Source organism: Micromonospora sp. WMMD987 (assembly GCF_029581435.1).
GTDB lineage: Bacteria > Actinomycetota > Actinomycetes > Mycobacteriales > Micromonosporaceae > Micromonospora > Micromonospora rifamycinica.
In genome coordinates this window covers 2,674,217-2,692,064 of record NZ_CP120861.1, presented here as the reverse complement: position 1 = coordinate 2,692,064, position 17,848 = coordinate 2,674,217, and the positions used below count along the sequence as shown (strand labels likewise).

8 protein-coding genes are annotated in these 17,848 nt (G+C 74.3%); 3 read left to right on the top strand and 5 right to left on the bottom strand.

Annotation, left to right across the window (positions count from 1 at the left end; all coding sequences use genetic code 11):
• The first annotated feature begins 1 nt into the window (after window position 1).
• The 3 genes from O7612_RS11585 to O7612_RS11575 all read left to right on the top strand — a co-directional run bounded on the left by O7612_RS11585 (window position 2) and on the right by O7612_RS11575 (window position 3,062).
• A complete protein-coding gene (locus O7612_RS11585; RefSeq protein WP_282272973.1) occupies window positions 2-379 on the top strand; it encodes an MmcQ/YjbR family DNA-binding protein in 378 nt (125 codons plus the stop codon).
• A gap of 65 nt (window positions 380-444) precedes the next feature.
• Window positions 445-1,461, top strand: a complete 1,017-nt coding sequence (locus O7612_RS11580) for a methyltransferase (RefSeq protein ID WP_282272971.1) — start codon at window positions 445-447, stop codon at window positions 1,459-1,461.
• Window positions 1,458-3,062, top strand: coding sequence for an AMP-binding protein (locus O7612_RS11575; protein WP_282272969.1), 1,605 nt, complete (start codon window positions 1,458-1,460; stop codon window positions 3,060-3,062). Before O7612_RS11580 ends, O7612_RS11575 begins: the two co-directional genes overlap by 4 nt.
• Window positions 3,063-3,110: 48 nt before the next feature.
• Here the strand turns inward: O7612_RS11575 and O7612_RS11570 are convergent, their stop codons facing one another.
• The 5 genes from O7612_RS11570 to O7612_RS11550 all read right to left on the bottom strand — a co-directional run bounded on the left by O7612_RS11570 (window position 3,111) and on the right by O7612_RS11550 (window position 17,811).
• Window positions 3,111-3,878, bottom strand: coding sequence for an alpha/beta fold hydrolase (locus O7612_RS11570; protein WP_282272967.1), 768 nt, complete (start codon window positions 3,876-3,878; stop codon window positions 3,111-3,113).
• Window positions 3,875-5,008: a Gfo/Idh/MocA family oxidoreductase gene (locus tag O7612_RS11565; RefSeq protein ID WP_282272965.1), complete on the bottom strand. Its 1,134-nt coding sequence runs from the start codon at window positions 5,006-5,008 to the stop codon at window positions 3,875-3,877. The genes O7612_RS11570 and O7612_RS11565 overlap by 4 nt, the downstream gene beginning before the upstream one ends.
• Complete coding sequence (locus O7612_RS11560) at window positions 5,005-6,117, bottom strand: saccharopine dehydrogenase NADP-binding domain-containing protein (RefSeq protein ID WP_282272963.1); 1,113 nt, start codon at window positions 6,115-6,117, stop codon at window positions 5,005-5,007. Before O7612_RS11560 ends, O7612_RS11565 begins: the two co-directional genes overlap by 4 nt.
• A gap of 94 nt (window positions 6,118-6,211) precedes the next feature.
• Entirely contained in the window at window positions 6,212-11,335 is a 5,124-nt protein-coding gene (locus O7612_RS11555) for a non-ribosomal peptide synthetase (RefSeq protein ID WP_282272961.1), read from the bottom strand.
• Entirely contained in the window at window positions 11,332-17,811 is a 6,480-nt protein-coding gene (locus tag O7612_RS11550) for a non-ribosomal peptide synthetase (RefSeq protein WP_282273884.1), read from the bottom strand. Before O7612_RS11550 ends, O7612_RS11555 begins: the two co-directional genes overlap by 4 nt.
• Window positions 17,812-17,848: the final 37 nt, after the last annotated feature.

Below are 17,848 nucleotides of genomic sequence, written 5' to 3'. Positions count from 1 at the left end.
CGTGACGCCTTCCATCGACGACGAGGAGTCCGCAGTGGTCACCCCCGAGACTGTCAGCAGCATCGCCCTGTCGCTCCCCGGAGCGCACCAGTCGGCCCACTTCGACGTGACCGACTTCCGGGTCAGCAACAAGATCTTCTGCACCCTGCCCAGGCCCGGGGTGATGGGGATGCGGATCGACGTCGCCGAGCAGCAGGCGCTCATCAACCAGGACCCGGCGACCTTCTCGGCGCCGAACAACAAGTACGGGCAGAGCGGTTGGACGTTCGTCGAGCTGGCGACCGTCGACCCGACGCAACTGCGAGAGCTGATCACCGATGCATGGCGCCGGCTCGCGTCCAGGAAGCTGCAGGCCGAGTTCGACGAGGCCGGTTCCTGACGCCCGCCACGCGACTCCGGCGGCCAGGGGCCGTCGGCACCTCACGCGAAGGGACGGAGACACCCGTGGGCACCAGGCGCACCATCGACGCCGATTCGATCTTCAAACTCCTCGAACTCGGCGACTACCTCCTGCCGTACACCATCCGCGCCGTGTGCCTGCTCGGCGTGGCCGACCATCTGGTGGACGGGCCGGTGCCGATGTCCCGGCTGGCCCAGGCGACCGGGACGCACGAGCCGACGCTGCGCAAGACGCTGGAGTACCTGGCGACCCGGGACGTGTTCGAGCTGGTCGAGCCGGACAGCGTGGCGCTGACCCCGCTGTCGGACCTGCTGCGCGAGCAGCATCCGTACTCGGCCCGCGAGATCTTCCTGTCGCCGGTGGCGTGCACCCGGGCGATGGAGGGCCTCGCCGAGTCGATCCGCACCGGCGGCCCCGCGTTCGACGTGGTGCACGGCCGGTCCATGTGGGACCACCTGCGCGCCCAGCCCGAGGACGGCGAGGCGTTCGACAGGGTGATGAGCGGGGTCACCGGCATGGAGTTGCTGGCGGTGCTGCGGGCCTGCGACTGGCGGCGCTTCGAGAGCATCGTCGACGTCGGCGGCGGCAACGGTGGTTTCCTGTCCAGCCTGCTGCGCCGGGTCCGGGGCAGCCGGGGCGTGCTGTTCGACCTGCCGGGCGTGGTGGCCAACGCCCCCGGGGTGCTCGCCGCCGCCGGGGTCGCCGACCGGGTGGAGGTGGTGGCGGGCAGCTTCCTGGAGGGGCCGATCCCGCCCGGCGGCGACGCGTACGTGCTCAAGCGGATCCTCTACAGCTGGAGCGACGACGAGGTCGTCGGCATCCTCGGCCGGGTCCGCGCGGCGATGAAGCCGCACAGCCGGCTGTTCATCATGGAGGCCGGGCGGCAGGAGGCCGAGGTGCCCGCCCTGGCCCGCCGGATGGACCTGCTCATGCACACGCTGACCGCGGGCGGCGCGCGGACCCTCGCCCACCAGGGCGAACTGCTCAACCGGGCCGGGCTGGAGCTGGTCCGCAGCGTCTCCACCCCGATGTTCCCGATCATCGAGGCAGCGCCGGCGTGACCGGCCCGCTCGGCTGGCTGGACCGGCCCGACGAGCGGCGCGGCATCCGGTTCGCCGAGCCCGACGGGTCGTGGCGGCTGTGGTCGTACGCCGAACTGGCGACGCTGTCGCGCCGGTACGCGGCGGCGCTACGCGACGCCGGGGTGGGCGCGGGCGACGTGGTGTCGATCGTGGAGACGACCGGCCCCCGGTTCGTGGGGCTGCTCTTCGGCAGCATGCTGGCCGGTGCCGCCGCCTCGCCGGTGGCGCCACCGCCGCCCTTCGGCGACCGGGAGCGCTGGGCCGGGCACCTGCGGGGCGTGCTGAGGGCGAGCACGCCACGGCTGGTCGTGCACGACCCCACGCTGTCGCTGGTGGCCGAGGTGTGCGCCGGGGAGGGTGTGCCGGCGTACGACGGCGAGGGGTTGCTCACCGGGGCCGTGGCCGACCGGCGGACGCCGGAGCCGGGCGGGCTCGCGTTGGTGCAGTTCACCTCGGGCAGCAGCGGCCTGGTGCGCGGGGTGCGGGTGCCCCATCCGGCGCTGGCGGCCACCGTGGCCGGCATCCAGCGGTGGCTCCGGATGACACCCGACGACCCGACCGCCTCCTGGCTGCCCGTGCACCACGACATGGGGCTGGTCGGCTGCCTGCTGGCCCCGGTGGCCACCGGGGCGGACCTGTGGCTGATGTCGCCCGGTGACTTCGTCCGGCGGCCGTTGCGGTACCTGGAGTGCTTCGGTGTGCGGGGGGCCCGGCTGACCGCGCTGCCGGCCTTCGGGCTGGACCACATCGTGCGGCGGGTGCCCCGGTCGGCGCTGGCCGGGATGGACTTCTCCGGATGGCGGGCGGTGATCGTCGGCGCGGAGCGGATCCGGCCGGCGCTGCTGGCGGAGTTCGCCCGCTTCACCGCCCCGCACGGGCTGCGCCGTGAGGCGCTGCTGCCGGCGTACGGGCTGGCCGAGGCGACGTTGTCGGTGACCGGCCTGCCGCTGGACACCGGTTGGCGGACCGTCACCGTCGAGCAGGGCGAGGTGGTGGGCTGCGGACGTCCGCTCGCGGGCGCGCGGGTGACGGTGGTGAACGACGACGGGCGGAGCGTCGCCGACGGGACGGTCGGTGAGATCGTGGTGCGGGGCCCCGCGGTGGCCGCGGGTTACCTGCCGGCGGACGCGGACGGTTCCGCCAGCGGCACCCGGCTGGTCGACGGCGAACTGCGCACCGGCGACGCCGGCTTCCTCGACGACGGTGAGCTGTTCGTGCTGGGTCGCCTCGGCGACGGTGTCAAGGTGCGCGGCCGGATGCTGCTCGCCGAGGACGTCGAGGCGACGGCGACGGCGGCCTGCGGGGCGCCGGTCGGGCGGATCACCGCCCTGCTCGGGCAGGTCGGTGACGCGCCCCGGGTGGTCCTGCTGCTGGTCCGGCCCGAGCCGGGATGGTTGCCGACGGCCCGTGCCGCCGCCGAGGCCGTGGCCGAGGGGGTACCGGTGACGTCGCTGGTCGTACCGGCGGGCGCGGTCGCCCGGACCAGCAGTGGCAAGCCCCGCCGCCGCCTGATGTGGCAGGACCATCTCGCCGGGCGGCTCGGCGCGGCGGTGTCGACCGGGGAGCCCGTGGCGCGGTGACCGCCCGGTGTCAGCGGGGCCGCCCGGTGTCAGCGGGGCCGGGCGGTGTCAGCGGGGCCGGGCGGTGGTCGGTCCGAACGCCTCGCGGAGGTGGTCGAGCACCTCGGCCTGCCGGTCGATCAGGTAGAAGTGGTGTCCGGGCAGCACCCGCAGGTGGAACTCCCCGGTGGTGCGGCGTCGCCAGTCGGCGACCTCGGGCACGTGCGCCTCCGGGTCGTCGTCGCCGGTGATCGCGGTGACCGGCACCGACAGCGGTGCGCCGAGGGTGGGCCGGTACGTCTCGACGAGGCGGTAGTCGGCCCGCAGGGTGGGCAGCAGGGCGCTACGCAGCTCCGGGTGGGCCAGTGTCTCGTCCGTGGTGCCGCCGAGGCGGCGCAGTTCGTCCCAGAGGTCCTCGTCGCTGCCGAGGTGCTTGACGCCCGGCCGGTGGTGCTGCGGGGCCGGACGGCCGGAGACGATCAGCCGGCGCGGCGGCAGCCCGAGGCCGTGTTCGAGCCGGTGCGCCACCTCGTACGCGACGGCGGCACCCATGCTGTGCCCGAACAGGGTGAGGTCGTCGCGCAGCAGCGGTTGCAACGCGGCGACGATCCCGTCGACCATCGTGTCCATGTCCGTCACGCACGGCTCGTGGATGCGGTCCAGCCGGCCGGGGTACTGCACCGCCACGACCTCCACCTCGGCAGGCAGCCGTACCGCCCACTGCCGGTAGAAGGTCGCGTTGCCGCTGGCGAACGGGAAGCAGACCAGCCGCCTGGTCGCGGCCGGACGCGGCCGGTAGCGGCGCAACCAGGAGGTGGTCTGCGCGTTCGTCGTCACGAGCCGGCCGCCTTGTCACCGGCGGCGGCGATCGCGGCGAGGTCGTCGTCGGTCAACGCCCGGGGCGGGGTGGAGGAGAGCAGCTCCGGCGGCCCGAGCCGCAGGGTCAGGTCCTGCCACAGCTTGCACAGCGACAGGTGGTGCTGGCCCCGGCGCAACGGATCCTGCCGTTCCTCGACGGCCTGGCGCAGCTCGGTGAGGGCGTGCGCGATGCCGGCCGGCCACAGGCTGCGGAAGATGTGCCGGTACGACGGCACGGTGGCCGGTCCCAGCACCACGGCGCTGGGGGCCTGGGCGTCGTCCGGCATGGTGGCGTAGTGGGGGTCGGCGTTGGGGTCGGCGACCTCGCGGGGGAAGTCGGGGCGGGCCGACCAGACGACCGGTCCGTGGGTGTTGACCAGGGTGAGGTTCCCGGCCTCCGTGCCGATGCTGATCCGGTGCATCAGGTGGGCGTAGTTGTCCGGGTCGGCGGGGTCCATCTGGTTCTGCACCCGGAGGGTGACGGGCACCCCGGCCAGCACCCCGTCGAGGCTGCGGAACGGGATGTCCAGGGTGGTCGCGGCGCGCACCGGCGGCGTCGACTCCGGCAGGTCACCGAAGACGAAGGGGCGCACCCCGCCGAGGGCCTGGCCGAGGATGTCCAGCAGGGAGTACGCGAGCTGGAACCCGGCCGCCGCGTCGACGTAGAGCGGGCGTTGCCGCCGGGTCAGCTCCTGTGCCGCCGCGACGAACCGGCGGACCGGGGCGACGTGGGTGTAGAACGGGTTCAGGTGGTAGACGACGCCGTGCCGGCGGGCGGTGCGCAGGTTCTCCGCCAGCTCGTCGTGGTGCAGCGGGTGCTCCTGGAGCACGTGGATGCCCCGGGCCATCAGGGCGCGGGCCAGGTCCGAGCCCCGGCCGCCGAGCAGGCCGCCCCGGATCACCACGCACGCCATGTCGATGTCGTCGGGCAGCTGCTCCGGATCGGTGTACAGCGGTGCGCCGTAGCGGCGGGCGCAGGCCCGGGAGCGTTCGCTGCCGGCGGCGACCACGCCGGCCAGCTCGAAGGGCAGGTCCGGGTTGCGGAACGCCTCCAGGTAGACCTGGCCGAAACGGGCGCCGCAGACGACGACCCGGGGACGTTGCCTCACAGTGCCTCCTCCACGTGGCCGCCGACACCGGCGGCGTCACTGTCGTACACGCTCAGGTCGCTCACCTCGGCGGAGCCGGTGAGCAGGTCGACGGCGAACCGCGGGTCGAGCGCCTCACCCGCGTGGTGCGGGCCGGCGGGCAGGTTCCCCCCGGTGAGCGCCGCCACGGCGACGGCGGCGAACACGCCGGTCAGCGCGCTGGCACTCGTCCCGCGCAGCACCAGGGTCCGGGCGTCACCGGCCGCGGTGGTCAGTTCCACGACGATCAGCTGGTACGTCGGGTGTCCGAAGGTGTCGAGTTCGGCGGCGCGGCGCAGGGACTCGGGGGCGTCCCCACCGCCGGGGGGCTGCCGCAGCACCTGCGCCACGTGCGGGCCGGCGAAGACGGAGTACCAGGTGGCGTCGGCGACGCCCAGGCTCCGGGCGACCCGTTCCAGCTCGGTGCTCAGGTACGGCACGGCGGTGGCCGGTTCGGGGAAGAACGGCAGCTCGACGTCGGTACGGGTGGGCAGTGGCCGGGCGGCCCGCACGCCCCCGGTCAGCGCCGCCCCGGCCTGACCGAACCCCTCCCCCACCCGCAGGTAGTCGGCGGCGGCGGTGGCGGTGAACCGGTCCCGGCCGCCGAGGTAGCCCAGCAACGCGCGCGGCGGCGCGGGCGTGGTGGCGGCGAGGTGTCGGGGCAGCAGCGCGCTCAGGCCGGGCATCATGCCGGCGCTGATGACGGCGGTGCGCTGCGGTGCTCCCGTCGTCAGGGTGCGGACCTGCTCCCACAGCACGTCGTCTCCGGCGGCGTCGACGTAGTCGGCGCCGGCGGCGAGCGCGGCCCGCGCCACCCGGTCCTCGACGAGGTGGGCCGGCCCGGCGCAGTTGAGCACGACGTCGCAGCCGGCGCAGTAGCGCCGCAGGGCGTCGGTGTCGGCGAGGTCGAGGAACTCGACGGTGGGCGGGGGGTCGCCGTCGGCGGGCAGCCCGCCGCGCAGCGCGTCGAGGGGTGCGCGGCGGCGGCCGGCGAGGCGCAACGCGTAGCGGCGGTGCCGGTGCAGTTCGGTGACGGCGGCGGTGCCCACCGCGCCGGCCGCGCCGACCACGCCGACCACCGGCCGGGTCACCGGGTGCCTCCGCCGGCCGGGTGCGACGCGCCGGGGTCACCGGTGCCGCGTCGGGTACGGGTGCCCGGCCCGCCGGTGCCGGGGACCGGGTGGCTCACCGCGCCGGACCCAACGCGGTGGACAGCGCGACCGGCTCGGCGGACCAGCGCAGCTGCTCCGTCGACAGGTCCGTGTCGACCACGTCGAAGTTGCCGAGGCAGAGGTCCTCCCAGAACTCGGTCTCCGCGTCCCGCGCCGGGCGCACCACCGTGATGTCCCCGGCGTAGATGGACGGCTCGTGGCGGGCGAGGGCGTCGCGTACCCCGGCGGTCGGCCCGTCCCCGGTGCCGGGGTCGGGGCGGTGGCCGGCGACCAGGCGCAGACCTTCGACGAGCACCCCGCGTTCGGTCAGGTTGCGGGCCACCTCGATGGCGAGGACCGCCATCGGTCCGTGGGCGAGCAGTTCCACCTGGGGCAGGTCGGCGTCGACGACCGCCTGGGCGTACGCGGCGGCGGCGTTGTCCACCGAGGGCAGCAGGTCCAGCCCCGCGCCGGTGAACACCCAGGCCGGTGCCGCGGGGCGCAACGCCGCGGCGAGCGGGGCGACCCCGTCGGCCGATCCCGTCTCGTCGGGCAGGAAGATCCGGGGTACGCCGGTGCCCTCGGCGTGGACGGCGACGAGCAGGTCGGCCCGGCGTTGCGGGCCGGTCTCGGTGGGCTGCTCCCCCGCCTCGGCGGCGGCGGTCAGCCACTGCGCGAGCCGGGCGACGGTGGCCAGTTCCAACAGGTTGCGCAGCACCTCGTCGAAGAACAGGGTGCGGGCGAGCGGTATCTCCTCGATGATCCGCCCGGCCAGTTGGGCGGCCACCAGCGAGTCCCCGCCGAGTTCGAACAGGTTGCCGTCGCGGCCGACCGGGGTGCCCAGGGCCTCGCTCCACATCGCGACCAGGTCGCGTTCGAGGTCGGTCTCGGGGGCCACCCCGGCCAGGCCGGTCTGTGTCCTGCTCTGCCGGCGGCCCAGTCGCCCGGCCAGGGACCGACGGTCGATCTTGCCGTTGTCGGTGACCGGCAGCTCGTCGAGGATCTCCACGGTGCCCGGCACCATGTACTCGGGCAGCGCGGCGCGCAGGTGGTCGGTGAGCGTCCGGGGGTGCGCGGGGGCACGGTCGGCCTTGAACCGGGCGGCGAGCACGCACATGCCCATCCGTCCGACGAAGGTGTCCTCGGCGGGCAGGCAGACGTCGGCGTCGGCGCCGGCCCGGTCGAGGATGTCGCGCCACCGGTCACGGGTGAGGAAGACCGCCCCGGTCCCGGCGCGGTCGTCGGTGAAGTCGCCGGTGGCGTCGTCGAGGCGGACCAGCAGCTCCAGCGACGTCATGATCTGGTAGTGGTCGCGGGTCATCTCCAGCGCCACCAGCCATCCACCGGGGGCGAGCAGCCCGCGCAGCCGCTCCAGGACCCGGTCGACGTCGGCGGTGGTGTGCAGCACGTCCCCCGCGACGACCAGGTCGAAGGAGTTGGGTGCGAGGCCCTGCTCGGTGGGGTCGCCGTCCAGGTCGTACAGGCCGAACCGGACGCCGGGCACCTCGGCGAAGCGGGCCTGCGACTTCCCCACGAAGTAGGGGGACAGGTCGGTGCACAGGTAGTCGATGTCCTGCCCGGCGAGCGCGTCGAGGACCGCCGCCGTGGTGCCGCCGCCACCCGCGCCCACCTCCAGCACGCGCAGCGGGCCGGGACGCCGGGAGCGGGTGCCGAGTTCCGCCACGACGGCCCCGGCGGCCCGGTTGGCCCAGCGGTTGAACACCGCCTCCTCGTAGAGCTGTTCGGAGACGTCGAGACGGCCCTCGGGGAAGAGCAGCCGCAGCGGATCCTCGTCGCCGCGCAGCAGCGCCGGCAGGTGGTGGATGCTGGCCCGGAAGTAGTCCAGCAGGCGCTCCTCGCCCGGTAGCGCGACCGCGTCCACCGCAGCCCACGCGGTGTCCAGCGCGTCCGGTGCGACGGTGCCGGTGAGCCGGTAGTGGTCGCCGTCGACGGTCAGCAGTCCCTCGGTGACCAGGGCGGCGAGCCAGCGGTGCAGCAGCCGGTGGTGCCGGGGCGCGGCCCCGGTGGCGGCGACGATCTCGGCGGCGGTCCGCCGGTCCCCGGGGGTGGTGAACATGCCGGCGCGACGGAAGGTGTCCAGCATGGCGGGCAGGGCCACCTGGTCGAGCCGGTGGGCGTACTCCAGGTAGCGGTCCGGGTCGACGCCGTCGAGCGCGGTGTCGCCGGCCCGGACCGCGACGGCCGTCAGCTCGGACACCCGCGGGGCCGGGGGTGTCGCGGTGGCGGGCTGCGCGAAGGCGACGAGCGTGCGTTCCAGCGGCTGGTCGCCGGCGACCAGCACCGCCGCCGCGGCGACGTCGGGGTGGCCCTGCAGGGCGGTCTCGATCTCGGCCAGCTCGATGCGGTGGCCACGGATCTTGACCTGGTGGTCCTCCCGGCCGAGGAACTCGATGTCGCCGTCGGGCAGGTACCGTCCCAGGTCTCCGGTGCGGTACAGGCGTTCACCGGTGGCGGGGTGCACGATGAACCGCTCGGCCGTGCGCTCGGGGTCGTGCAGGTAGCCGGCGGCCAGGCCGGAGCCGCCGATGTACAGCTCGCCGGTGACCCAGTCCGGGCAGGGCCGCAGCAGCGGGTCGAGGACGTGGAAGGTCTGGTTGGTCAGCGGTCGGCCGTACGGGATGCTGGCCCAACCCTCGCCGACCGTGCCGATCGGGTAGTGGATCGACCAGATGGACGCCTCGGTCGCCCCACCGAGGCTGACCACGGTCAGGCCGGGCACCTGGGCGCGGATCTGGTCGGGCAGGGCCACCGGGATCCAGTCGCCGGAGAGCATCGCCAGTCGCAGGGACGGCAGCGCGGTGCCGGCCACCCCGAGGTACCCGGAGAGCATCTGGAGCTGGGCGGGCACGGAGTTCCACACCGTCACGCCGTGGGTGGCCACCAGGTCGGCCCAGTGCGACGGGTCGGCCCGCCGTTCGGCGTCCGGGATGACCAGGGCGCCGCCGACGGACAGCGGGCCGAAGACGTCGTACACCGACAGGTCGAAGCCGAGGTGGGACAGGCCGAGCACCCGGTCCCGCGGGCCGACGGCGAACCGGGCGTTGATGTCGAGGACGGTGTTCAGCGCCGCCTCGTGGCTGATCATGACGCCCTTGGGCGTTCCGCTGGAGCCCGAGGTGTGGATGACGTACGCCAGGTCGGCGGGCTGCGCTCCGCCCGGTTCGCCGGGCGGGTCGGCGGGTGGCACCTCGTCCACCGCCAGCAGGGTCACCCCGGACGGCCACTGCCCGGCGGTCAGGGCACGGGAGGTCAACACGTGCCGTACGCCGGCACCGGTGAGGATCGTGTCGCGTCGGGCGGCGGGCTGCACGGTGTCCACCGGCACGTACACGGCACCGGCGAGCAGCGCGCCGAGGACGGCCACGACCTGCGCCGGGCCGCGTTCCAGGGTCACCCCGACGAGGTCGCCGGGGGCGCAGCCGGACGCGACGAGCCGGTCGGCGACGCCGGTGGCGCGGGCGGCCAGGTCGCGGTAGCTCAGGGTGGTCGTGCCGTGCACGACCGCCGGGGCGTCCGGGGTGAGCCGGGCCTGGGCGAAGACCGCGTCGTGCAGGCGGGCCCGGACCAACGGGGCGGCGGTGGCGTTGACCTCCTCGCGGCGTCGACGCTGCCGCGGCGGCAGCAGGCTCGACGGGGCACGCTGCCACGCCTGGTCGTCGGTGGCGAGCTGACCCAGCAACTGCTCGAAGGCGGCGAACATGTCGTCGGCCACGCCGTCGGGCAGCACGCCCTCGCGGACGTCCCAGTTGGTCGACAGCCCGCCGTCGCGCTCGGAGTTCTGGCAGTCGATGACGACCTGCGGGGTCTGGCTGATCCCGTAGCCGAGCCGTCCCTGGGACACCGATTCCGTGGCGCCGGCCTCGCCGAGTCCGATCGCGCTGGTGAAGACGACGGGGAACAGCGCCGCCTCGGCGCCCCGTCGCCGGGTGACCTCCCGCATCACCTCGATGCCGGAGAACGCCCGGTGGTCCATGTCCTGCCACAGCTGGGCCTGCACGGTGCGGGCCCACCGGTCGAAGGTGTCCGCCCCGCGCTGGTCGACGGCGAGCAGCTCCACGCCGGTGAAGTCGCCGACGACGGCGGGCACCTGCGGGTGCAGGGGCAGCCGGTTCAGCAGCGTGACGTTCAGGGTGAACGTGGGGCGGCGGCTCCACGCGCCGATGACGTACGCGTACGCGGCGAGCACCGCCCCCGACGGGCTGACGTCGTGCTGTCCCGCGTGCTTGCGCAGCCCCTCCCACAGCTCGGGGGTCAGGGTGGTGGCCAGTCGACGGAACCGGCCGTCGGTCTGCCGGGCGCGGGCGGTGACCGGCAGTTCCGGGCCGGGCGGCAGGTCGTCCACCCGGCGCAGCCAGTAGTCGCGGTCGGTCTCCCGGCGGCCGGCCGACCAGTTCCGCTCGGCCAGCAGGTAGTCCCGGAAGCCGATCTCCAGCTCGGGCAGCGGCCCGGTGTCGTGGTAGAGCCGGTGCAGCTCGTCGAGGATGATCTGGATGCTGACGAAGTCGGCGATCAGGAAGTCCACCGACACGTGCAGCACGGCCTCGTCGTCACCGCGGGTCAGCCGCGCCTCGAACAGCGGCCAGACGTCGGGCCGGAACACCCGGTGGTCCATCGCCGAGCGCACCTCGGCGACCCCGCGGTCGAACGCCTCCCGGTCGTGTCCCCGCAGGTCGTGCACGGCGACCTGGTACTGCTCGACCTGCGGCAGCACCCGCTGCGAGCCGTCGATGTCGATCACCGCCCGGAGCATGTCGTGCCGGGCGATCAGCGCCTGCCAGGCGCGGGTCATCCGTTCCGGGTCCAGATCCGGGTAGTGCAGCTCGCCGTAGCCGTGGCAGGCGACGCCGCCGTAGGCGAAGGTCGAGCCGCGGCCCAGCAGGTACGCCGACTGCACCTCGGTGATCGGAAACGGTTCGTGCCGGTGCTCGGAGTCCGGTACGACGCGCGGCATGCCGCCGTTGGCCAGGTGGGCGAGGATCTCGTCGCGGCGGGCCCGCAGCAGGGCACGCCGCTCGTCGGTCATGAAGCCGGCGGGCGCCCGGAACTTCAGCGCGCCGTCCTCGGCCCACAGCCGTAGGCCGGCCCGTTCGAGGTCGGTGACCAGCCGCTGGACAGGGATGCGGGGGTCGTTGCTCATATGACACCTTCCTCGACGTCTTCGTCGGCTGAGGTGCGCAGCTGCTCGTCGACAGCAGCCGCCAGCTCGGCCAGCACGGGTACGGCGAACAGTTGCCGCAGGGTCATGGCGACGCCGAGCCGTTGCCGCAGCGTCTCCAGCAGGCGGGTGGCCAGCAGGCTGTCCCCGCCCAGGGCGAAGAAGCTGTGCCGACGGTCGACGACCGGCTGGTCGAGCAGCTGCGACCAGAGCGCGGCGAGGGTCTCCTCGGTCGGTCCCTTGGGGGGCTCGGCGTCGTCGTCGAGCGGGTCGGCGCGCAGCAGCGTGCCGAGTTGTTGACGGTCGACCTTGCCGTTGCCGGTCAGCGGCAGCTGCGGCACCGTCACGACGTACTCGGGCACCATGTAGGCGGGCAGCCGCTCGGCCAGCCAGCCGGCCAGGTCGGCCTCCGCGCCCTCGGTGGCGGGGACGACGGCGAGGCCGATGTGCTGGGTCGGCGCCTGCCCGACGACCATCGCCACCGCCCGCCCGACGAGCGGGTGGGCCTCGGCGGCGGCCTCGATCTCGCCGAGTTCGATCCGGTGCCCGCGCACCTTCACCTGGAAGTCGACCCGGCCGAGGAACTCCAGTGTCCCGTCCGGCCAGTAGCGGCCCAGGTCGCCGGTGCGGTACCAGCGGCGGTCCTCGGCGTCGACGGAGAACTGCCGGGCGGTCAGCTCCGGGGCGTTGCGGTAGCCCGAGGCCACGCCCGCGCCGCCGATGCGCAGTTCGCCGGGCACCCAGTCCGGGCAGTCCCGGCCGCGCGGGTCGGTCACCCGGTACCGCTGGTTGCGCAGCGGGCGGCCGTAGGGGATGGAACGCCAGTGTTCCGGTACCGCCCCGACCTCGTGGGCGTTGGACCAGATCGCGCCCTCGGTGGCGCCGCCGAGGGCGACGAACCGGGCGTGCGGGGCGAGGTGTGCCAGCCGGTCGGGCAGGTCCAGGCCGATCCAGTCGCCGGAGAGCAGGGCCACCCGCAGGCTGGCCGGCGGGTGTTCACCGGCGGCCACGAGCAGCATGTCCAGCAGGGCCGGCACCGAGTTCCAGACGGTGACGTTCCACCGGTGGACCAGCTCCGCCCAGCGGCGCGCTTCCCGGCGTTCCTCCTCGGCCGGCACGACCAGCGCCCCGCCGACGCCGAGCAGGCCGAACACGTCGTAGACGGACAGGTCGAAGTCGAGCGCGGAGATGGCCAGCACCCGGTCGTCCGGTCCGACACCGTAGCGGGAGTTGACGTCGGTCACCGTGTTGACGGCCGCCCGGTGGGTGATCTCCACGCCCTTCGGCTCGCCGGTGGAGCCGGAGGTGAAGATCGTGTAGGCCAGCGCCCGCGGGTCGACCGTCACCGGCCCGCGCAGCGCAGGTCCCGCCACGTCGGGGGGCACGGTCGGCAGGTGGTGCACACCGGGCCGGCCCACCACGGCGGTCACCTGCGCCTTGGCGTAGATGCGGTCGCGGCGGGCCGCGGGTTGGTCGACGCTGACCGGCACGTACGACGCCCCGGCGGCCAGCACGCCGAGCACCGCGGCGACCTGGTCCGGTCCGCGGGGCACGGTGACGGCGACGGCCTCGCCCGGTTCCACCCCGGCGCGCAGCAGCGCCCCGGCGATCCGCAGCGCCCGGGTCGCCAGTTCGCCGTAGCTGACCGACGTCTCGCCGTAGGCGACCGCGAGCCGGTCGGGATCGCGGGTGGCGTTTTCGAAGAACGGTCCGTGCAGGGTGTGGTCGGGGGCCGGCGCGTCGGTGGCGTTGACGGCGGCCCGGACCGCGCGCTGGGCCGGCGGCAGCATGTCCGGCAGCGGCCGGTCCCACTCGCCGTCGGCGAGCCAGCACAGCAGCCGGTGGTAGGCGTCGAACATGGCGTCGAGCAGCCCGTCGGGGAAGAGCTCGTCGACGCTGTCCCAGTTGAAGGTGAGGCCGCCGTCGCGTTCCATCACCTGGTTGTCCAGCCACACCTGCGGGGTCTGCGAGACGCCCCAGGTCAGTTCGCCGAACGGGAACCGCATGTTGACCAGGTCGGCGGCCACACCGAGGGCGCTGGTGAACACGATCGGCATGCTCACCGTGCCGCCGTCGCGGCGGCGGGCCAGCTCCCGCAGCACCCACAGGGCGGAGACGTCGTTGTGTTCCAGCCCGGCCCACAGGTCCTGCTGGAACAGGTGGGCGGTCTCCCGCCACGACCGGCCGGCCGCGCCCCGGTAGCCGACCAGCACCAGTGAGGTGAAGTCACCGAGGATCGCGCCGATGTCCGGGTGCACGTCGTGGCGTTGGAACATGGTCAGGTTGAGGGTCAGCGCGTCCTGTCCGCTGTAGGCGCTGAGCACCTCGGCGTAGGCGGTGGCGAGCACGGCGGCCGGGGTGAGCCGCTGGTCGCGGGCGCGGCGGGTGATCGCCGCCCACTGCCGGGGTGTGAGGCTGCGTTCCCGGCGGACGAACCTCGGTGCGACCAGGGTTTCCGGGTCGACGGCCAGCGGCAGCGCGGGGGGCGGGGCGATGTCGTCGAGCCGTCCGCGCCAGTACGCCTGGGCCTGCCCGACCACCTCCGGCGGCGGTGCGGCGCCGAGCACGTAGTCGCGGAACGACACGCCCAGGGGCCGCAGCGCGGCGTCGGGGTCGCGGTAGAGGGTGGACAGTTCGGAGAAGAAGACGACGATGCTCAGTGCGTCCAGCACGATGTAGTCGAAGCTGAACGCGACCCGGGTGCCGCCGGGGTGCCGGACGGCCTGGATGTCGATCAGCGGCCAGCGGGACGGGTCCGGGATCCGGTGCGACAGGTGTTCGCGCAGTGTCGCCAGGTGTTCGTGCCCGTCGTGGACGGTGATGGTGAACGGCGGCACCTCGGGCAGGATCCGCTGGTCGCCGTTGTCGTCGAAGACGGCGCGGAGCATCTCGTGCCGGATGATGAGGGTGTTGACCGCACGGCCCAGCCGGTCGAGGTCGACGTCCCCACCGTCGAACTCCCAGTACCAGTGGGAGCCGACCCCGCCGAGGGCGAAGTCGTCGGTGCGGCCCATCCAGTACGCGCGCTGCACGTCGGTGGGCGGGAACGGGTCGTGCCGGTGGTCCGGGTCGGCGGTCAGCTCACGCCGTCCGGCGTGGGTGTCCGTCGTGCCCTCGGCGCGCAGCGGCCGGGCGAAGCCGGCCAGGTCGCGGGCGTGGAACAGGTGCCGCAGTTCGGCGCCGGTGATGCCGGCCTCCCGTAGTCGGGTCAGCAGGCGGGTGGCGACCAGGCTGTCGCCGCCGAGGGCGAAGAAGTTGTCCTCCCGGGACACCTCGGGCACGGCGAGCAGTTCCGACCAGAGGGCGGCCACGGTCGTCTCGACCGCGCCGCGCGGCGGGGTGCCCGCGACGGCGGATCGGGTGGCGAGCAGGTCGGGGAGCCGGCCACGGTCGATCTTGCCGTTGGCGGACAGCGGGAACGCGTCGAGGACCACCACGACGGCCGGCACCATGTACGGCGGCAGCTGGTCGGCGGCCCGCTGGCGGATCGCCCCTGGGTCCGCGTCGGCGCGGGTGACGGTGACGGCGGCGGCGAGGCTGGTGCCGTCGACCACGTGGGCGGCGGCGCGGGAGACGTCGGGATCGCGCTCCAGCGCGGCCTCGATCTCGCCGAGTTCGATCCGGTGTCCCCGGATCTTGACCTGGAAGTCGGTGCGCCCGAGGAAGTCCACCGTGCCGTCGGGCCAGTACCGGGCCAGGTCGCCGGTGCGGTACCAGCGCTGTCCGGCGTGGTCGACGAAGCGGTCGGCGGTGCGCCGCGGGTCGCCCGCGTAGCCGGCGGCGACCGACCGGCCGCCGATCCACAGTTCGCCGGGCACCCAGTCCGGCCGGTCCCGGCCGTGTTCGTCGACGACCCGCATCAGCTGGTTGCGCAGCGGCACGCCGTACGGCACCGACCGCCAGTGCGACGGCGGGTCGACCGGGGCGAGTTGAACGGTGGAGTGGATCGCCGTCTCGGTGGTGCCGCCGAGGCCGTACAGCCGGCTGTCCGGGGCCAGCCGGGCGAGCCGACCGGCCAGGTCGAGACCGACCCGGTCGCCGCCGAGGACGGCGAGGCGCAGCGGCAGTGCGCCGTCGTCCGTCGCCTCGGCCTGGGTCAGCAGCAGGTCGAGCAGGGCCGGTACGGACTGCCAGACGGTCACCCGGTGCCGGTGGACCAGGCGGAGCCAGGCGGCCGGGTCGCGGCGGGTGTCCTCGTCCACGGTGACGACGGCGCCGCCGCTGCCGAGCAGGGCGAAGATGTCGAACACCGACAGGTCGAAGTCGAGTGCCGAAACCGCGAGGACGCGGTCGTCCGGGCCGATGTCGAACCGTCGGACCAGGTCGTCGAGGGTGTTCCGGGCGGCCCGGTGGGGCACCCGTACGCCCTTCGGGGTGCCGGTGGAGCCGGAGGTGAACAGCAGGTAGGCGTCCTGTTCGGGATCGACCGTCGGCGCGTCGGCGCGCGGCGGCACCCCGACGGCGGGGACGGTCAGCACCGTCGAGGGGTCGGGTGACCCGGGCCCGGCCGGTGCGGTGGTGACCGTGAGGCGGGCCTGGGCGGTGGCCCGGATCAGCTCACGCCGGGCGTCGGGCTGGTCGACACCGATCGGCACGTAGACACCGCCGGCCCGCAGCACGCCGAGCACGGCCACGATCTGGTCGGGGCCCTTGGGCAGGGTGACGGCGACGGCCTCGCCGGGGGTCAGGCCCCGGCCGGTCAGTTCGTCGGCGAGCGCCTGCGCACGGCCGGCGAGGTCGCCGTAGCTGAGCACGCCCGTCGGGTCGGTCCCGGACAGGACCGCCGGCCGGTCGGGCTCGCGGGCCGCGAGGGCGAACACGTCGCCGTGCAGGGGCCGGTCGTCGGTGGGTCCGGCGGTGTCGTTGGCCGCCGCCCGCGCGGCCGACGTGTGCGCGGGCAGCGCGATCGGGGCCCGCGCGGACCAGTCGGTGGCCGGGTCCAGCAGCCAGTCGACGATGCCCAGGTAGGCGGCGAACATGTCGGCGACGAACCCGTCGGGGAACAGCTCGTCCACGACGTCCCAGTTGAGGTAGAGGCCGTCCTCCCGCTCGGTGATCTGGTAGTCGAGCCAGACCTGGGGGGTCTGGGACATGGTCCAGCCGGGCGTGCCGAAGCAGTTGCGGACCTCGGCGTCGAACAGCTCACCGAGGCTCAACGCGCTGGTGAAGACGACGGGTGCGCCGACGGGTTGGCCGCCGCGGGCGCGGGACAGGTCGCGCAGCACGTCGACCCCGCTGTACGCGGCGTGGGCGGCGTCGCTGCGCAGCCGGTCCTGTTGCCGACGGACGAGGTCGACGAAGCCGGCCGAACCGGTCGTGTCGATCTCCAGCAGGATCAGGTTGGTGAAGTCGCCGACGACCTCGCCGACCTCGGGGTGGACGGGGCGGCGGTCGTACATCGGCAGGTTCAGCACGAAGCGGCCGGTGCTGCTCCAGGCGGCGAGCACCTCCGCGAAGGCGGTGAGGAACACCATCGACAGGGTGACCCCCGCCGACGCCGCACGCCGCTCCAGTTCGGCCTGCTGCGCCGGGGTGAGCCAGTGGTAGCGGCGGACCACCTGGTGGTTGGTGACGCTGGCCGGGTCGACGGCGGTCGGCAGTTGGGGCGGGCCGGGCAGGGTGTCCAAGCGCTCACGCCAGTACTCCCGGGCGCGGTCGCGGGCCTCGTCCGGGCGGGCGGCGACGGTGGCCAGGTAGGCGGGGTAGCTGAGGCCGACCGGAGATGTCCGACGGTCGGGGTCGCGGTAGAAGGCCGCCAGGTCGGACAGGATGAGGCGGAAGCTGTGCGCGTCGGCGACCAGCATCTCGACGTGTACGTGCACCCGGGTGGCGTCGCCGGGCAGCAGGGACAGCTGGATGTCGAAGGTCTCCGCCTGCTCGACCCGCAGCCGCCGGTGGGACAGCCGGTGACGCAGCCGCGCCAGTTCCTCCTCGCAGCGTGGTGCCGGGAGGTCACGCAGGTCGTGCACGGTGAGGCCGGGCCACGGGCTCTCCGGCCGGATGCGCTGGGTGCCGTCGGGGTGGAACTCGGCCCGGAGCATCCCGTGTCGCCGCAGCACGGCGCGGACGGCGGCGTCGAGCCGGTCGGGCTCGACGCCGGTGCCGTCGAACTCGTTGTAGAAGTGGGCGCCGACGCCGCCCAGCGGTTGCCCGTCGGCCCGGCCCACCCAGTACGCGTGCTGCATGGTGGCCAGGCCGAACGGCGCGGACTCGTCGACCGCCACGGGCGGCAGGGGGGCCGGGCGGGCTTCGGTGTGACGTTCCTCGATCAGGCTCCACCACTGGGCGAGGGTGCGCCATTCGATGAGGGTGCTGAAGGTGACCGGTGCGCCCTGACGGTGCCAGCGGCTGGCCAGCCGCATGAGCGCGATCGAGTCCAGGCCGAGCATCAGCAGATCGTCGTCGTCGCCCACCGACGGTGGCGGGCAGCCGAGAGCCTCCGCGACGTCTGCCCGCATGCCGTCGAGGGTCAGGGTCGTTTCGGTGTCGGCGGCA

Coding starts and splice junctions, on each gene's coding strand:
- O7612_RS11555 (WP_282272961.1), bottom strand. CDS start 11,335: ATGAGCAACGACCCCCGCATCCCTGTCCAGCGGCTGGTCACCGACCTC.
- O7612_RS11550 (WP_282273884.1), bottom strand. CDS start 17,811: ATGCGGGCAGACGTCGCGGAGGCTCTCGGCTGCCCGCCACCGTCGGTG.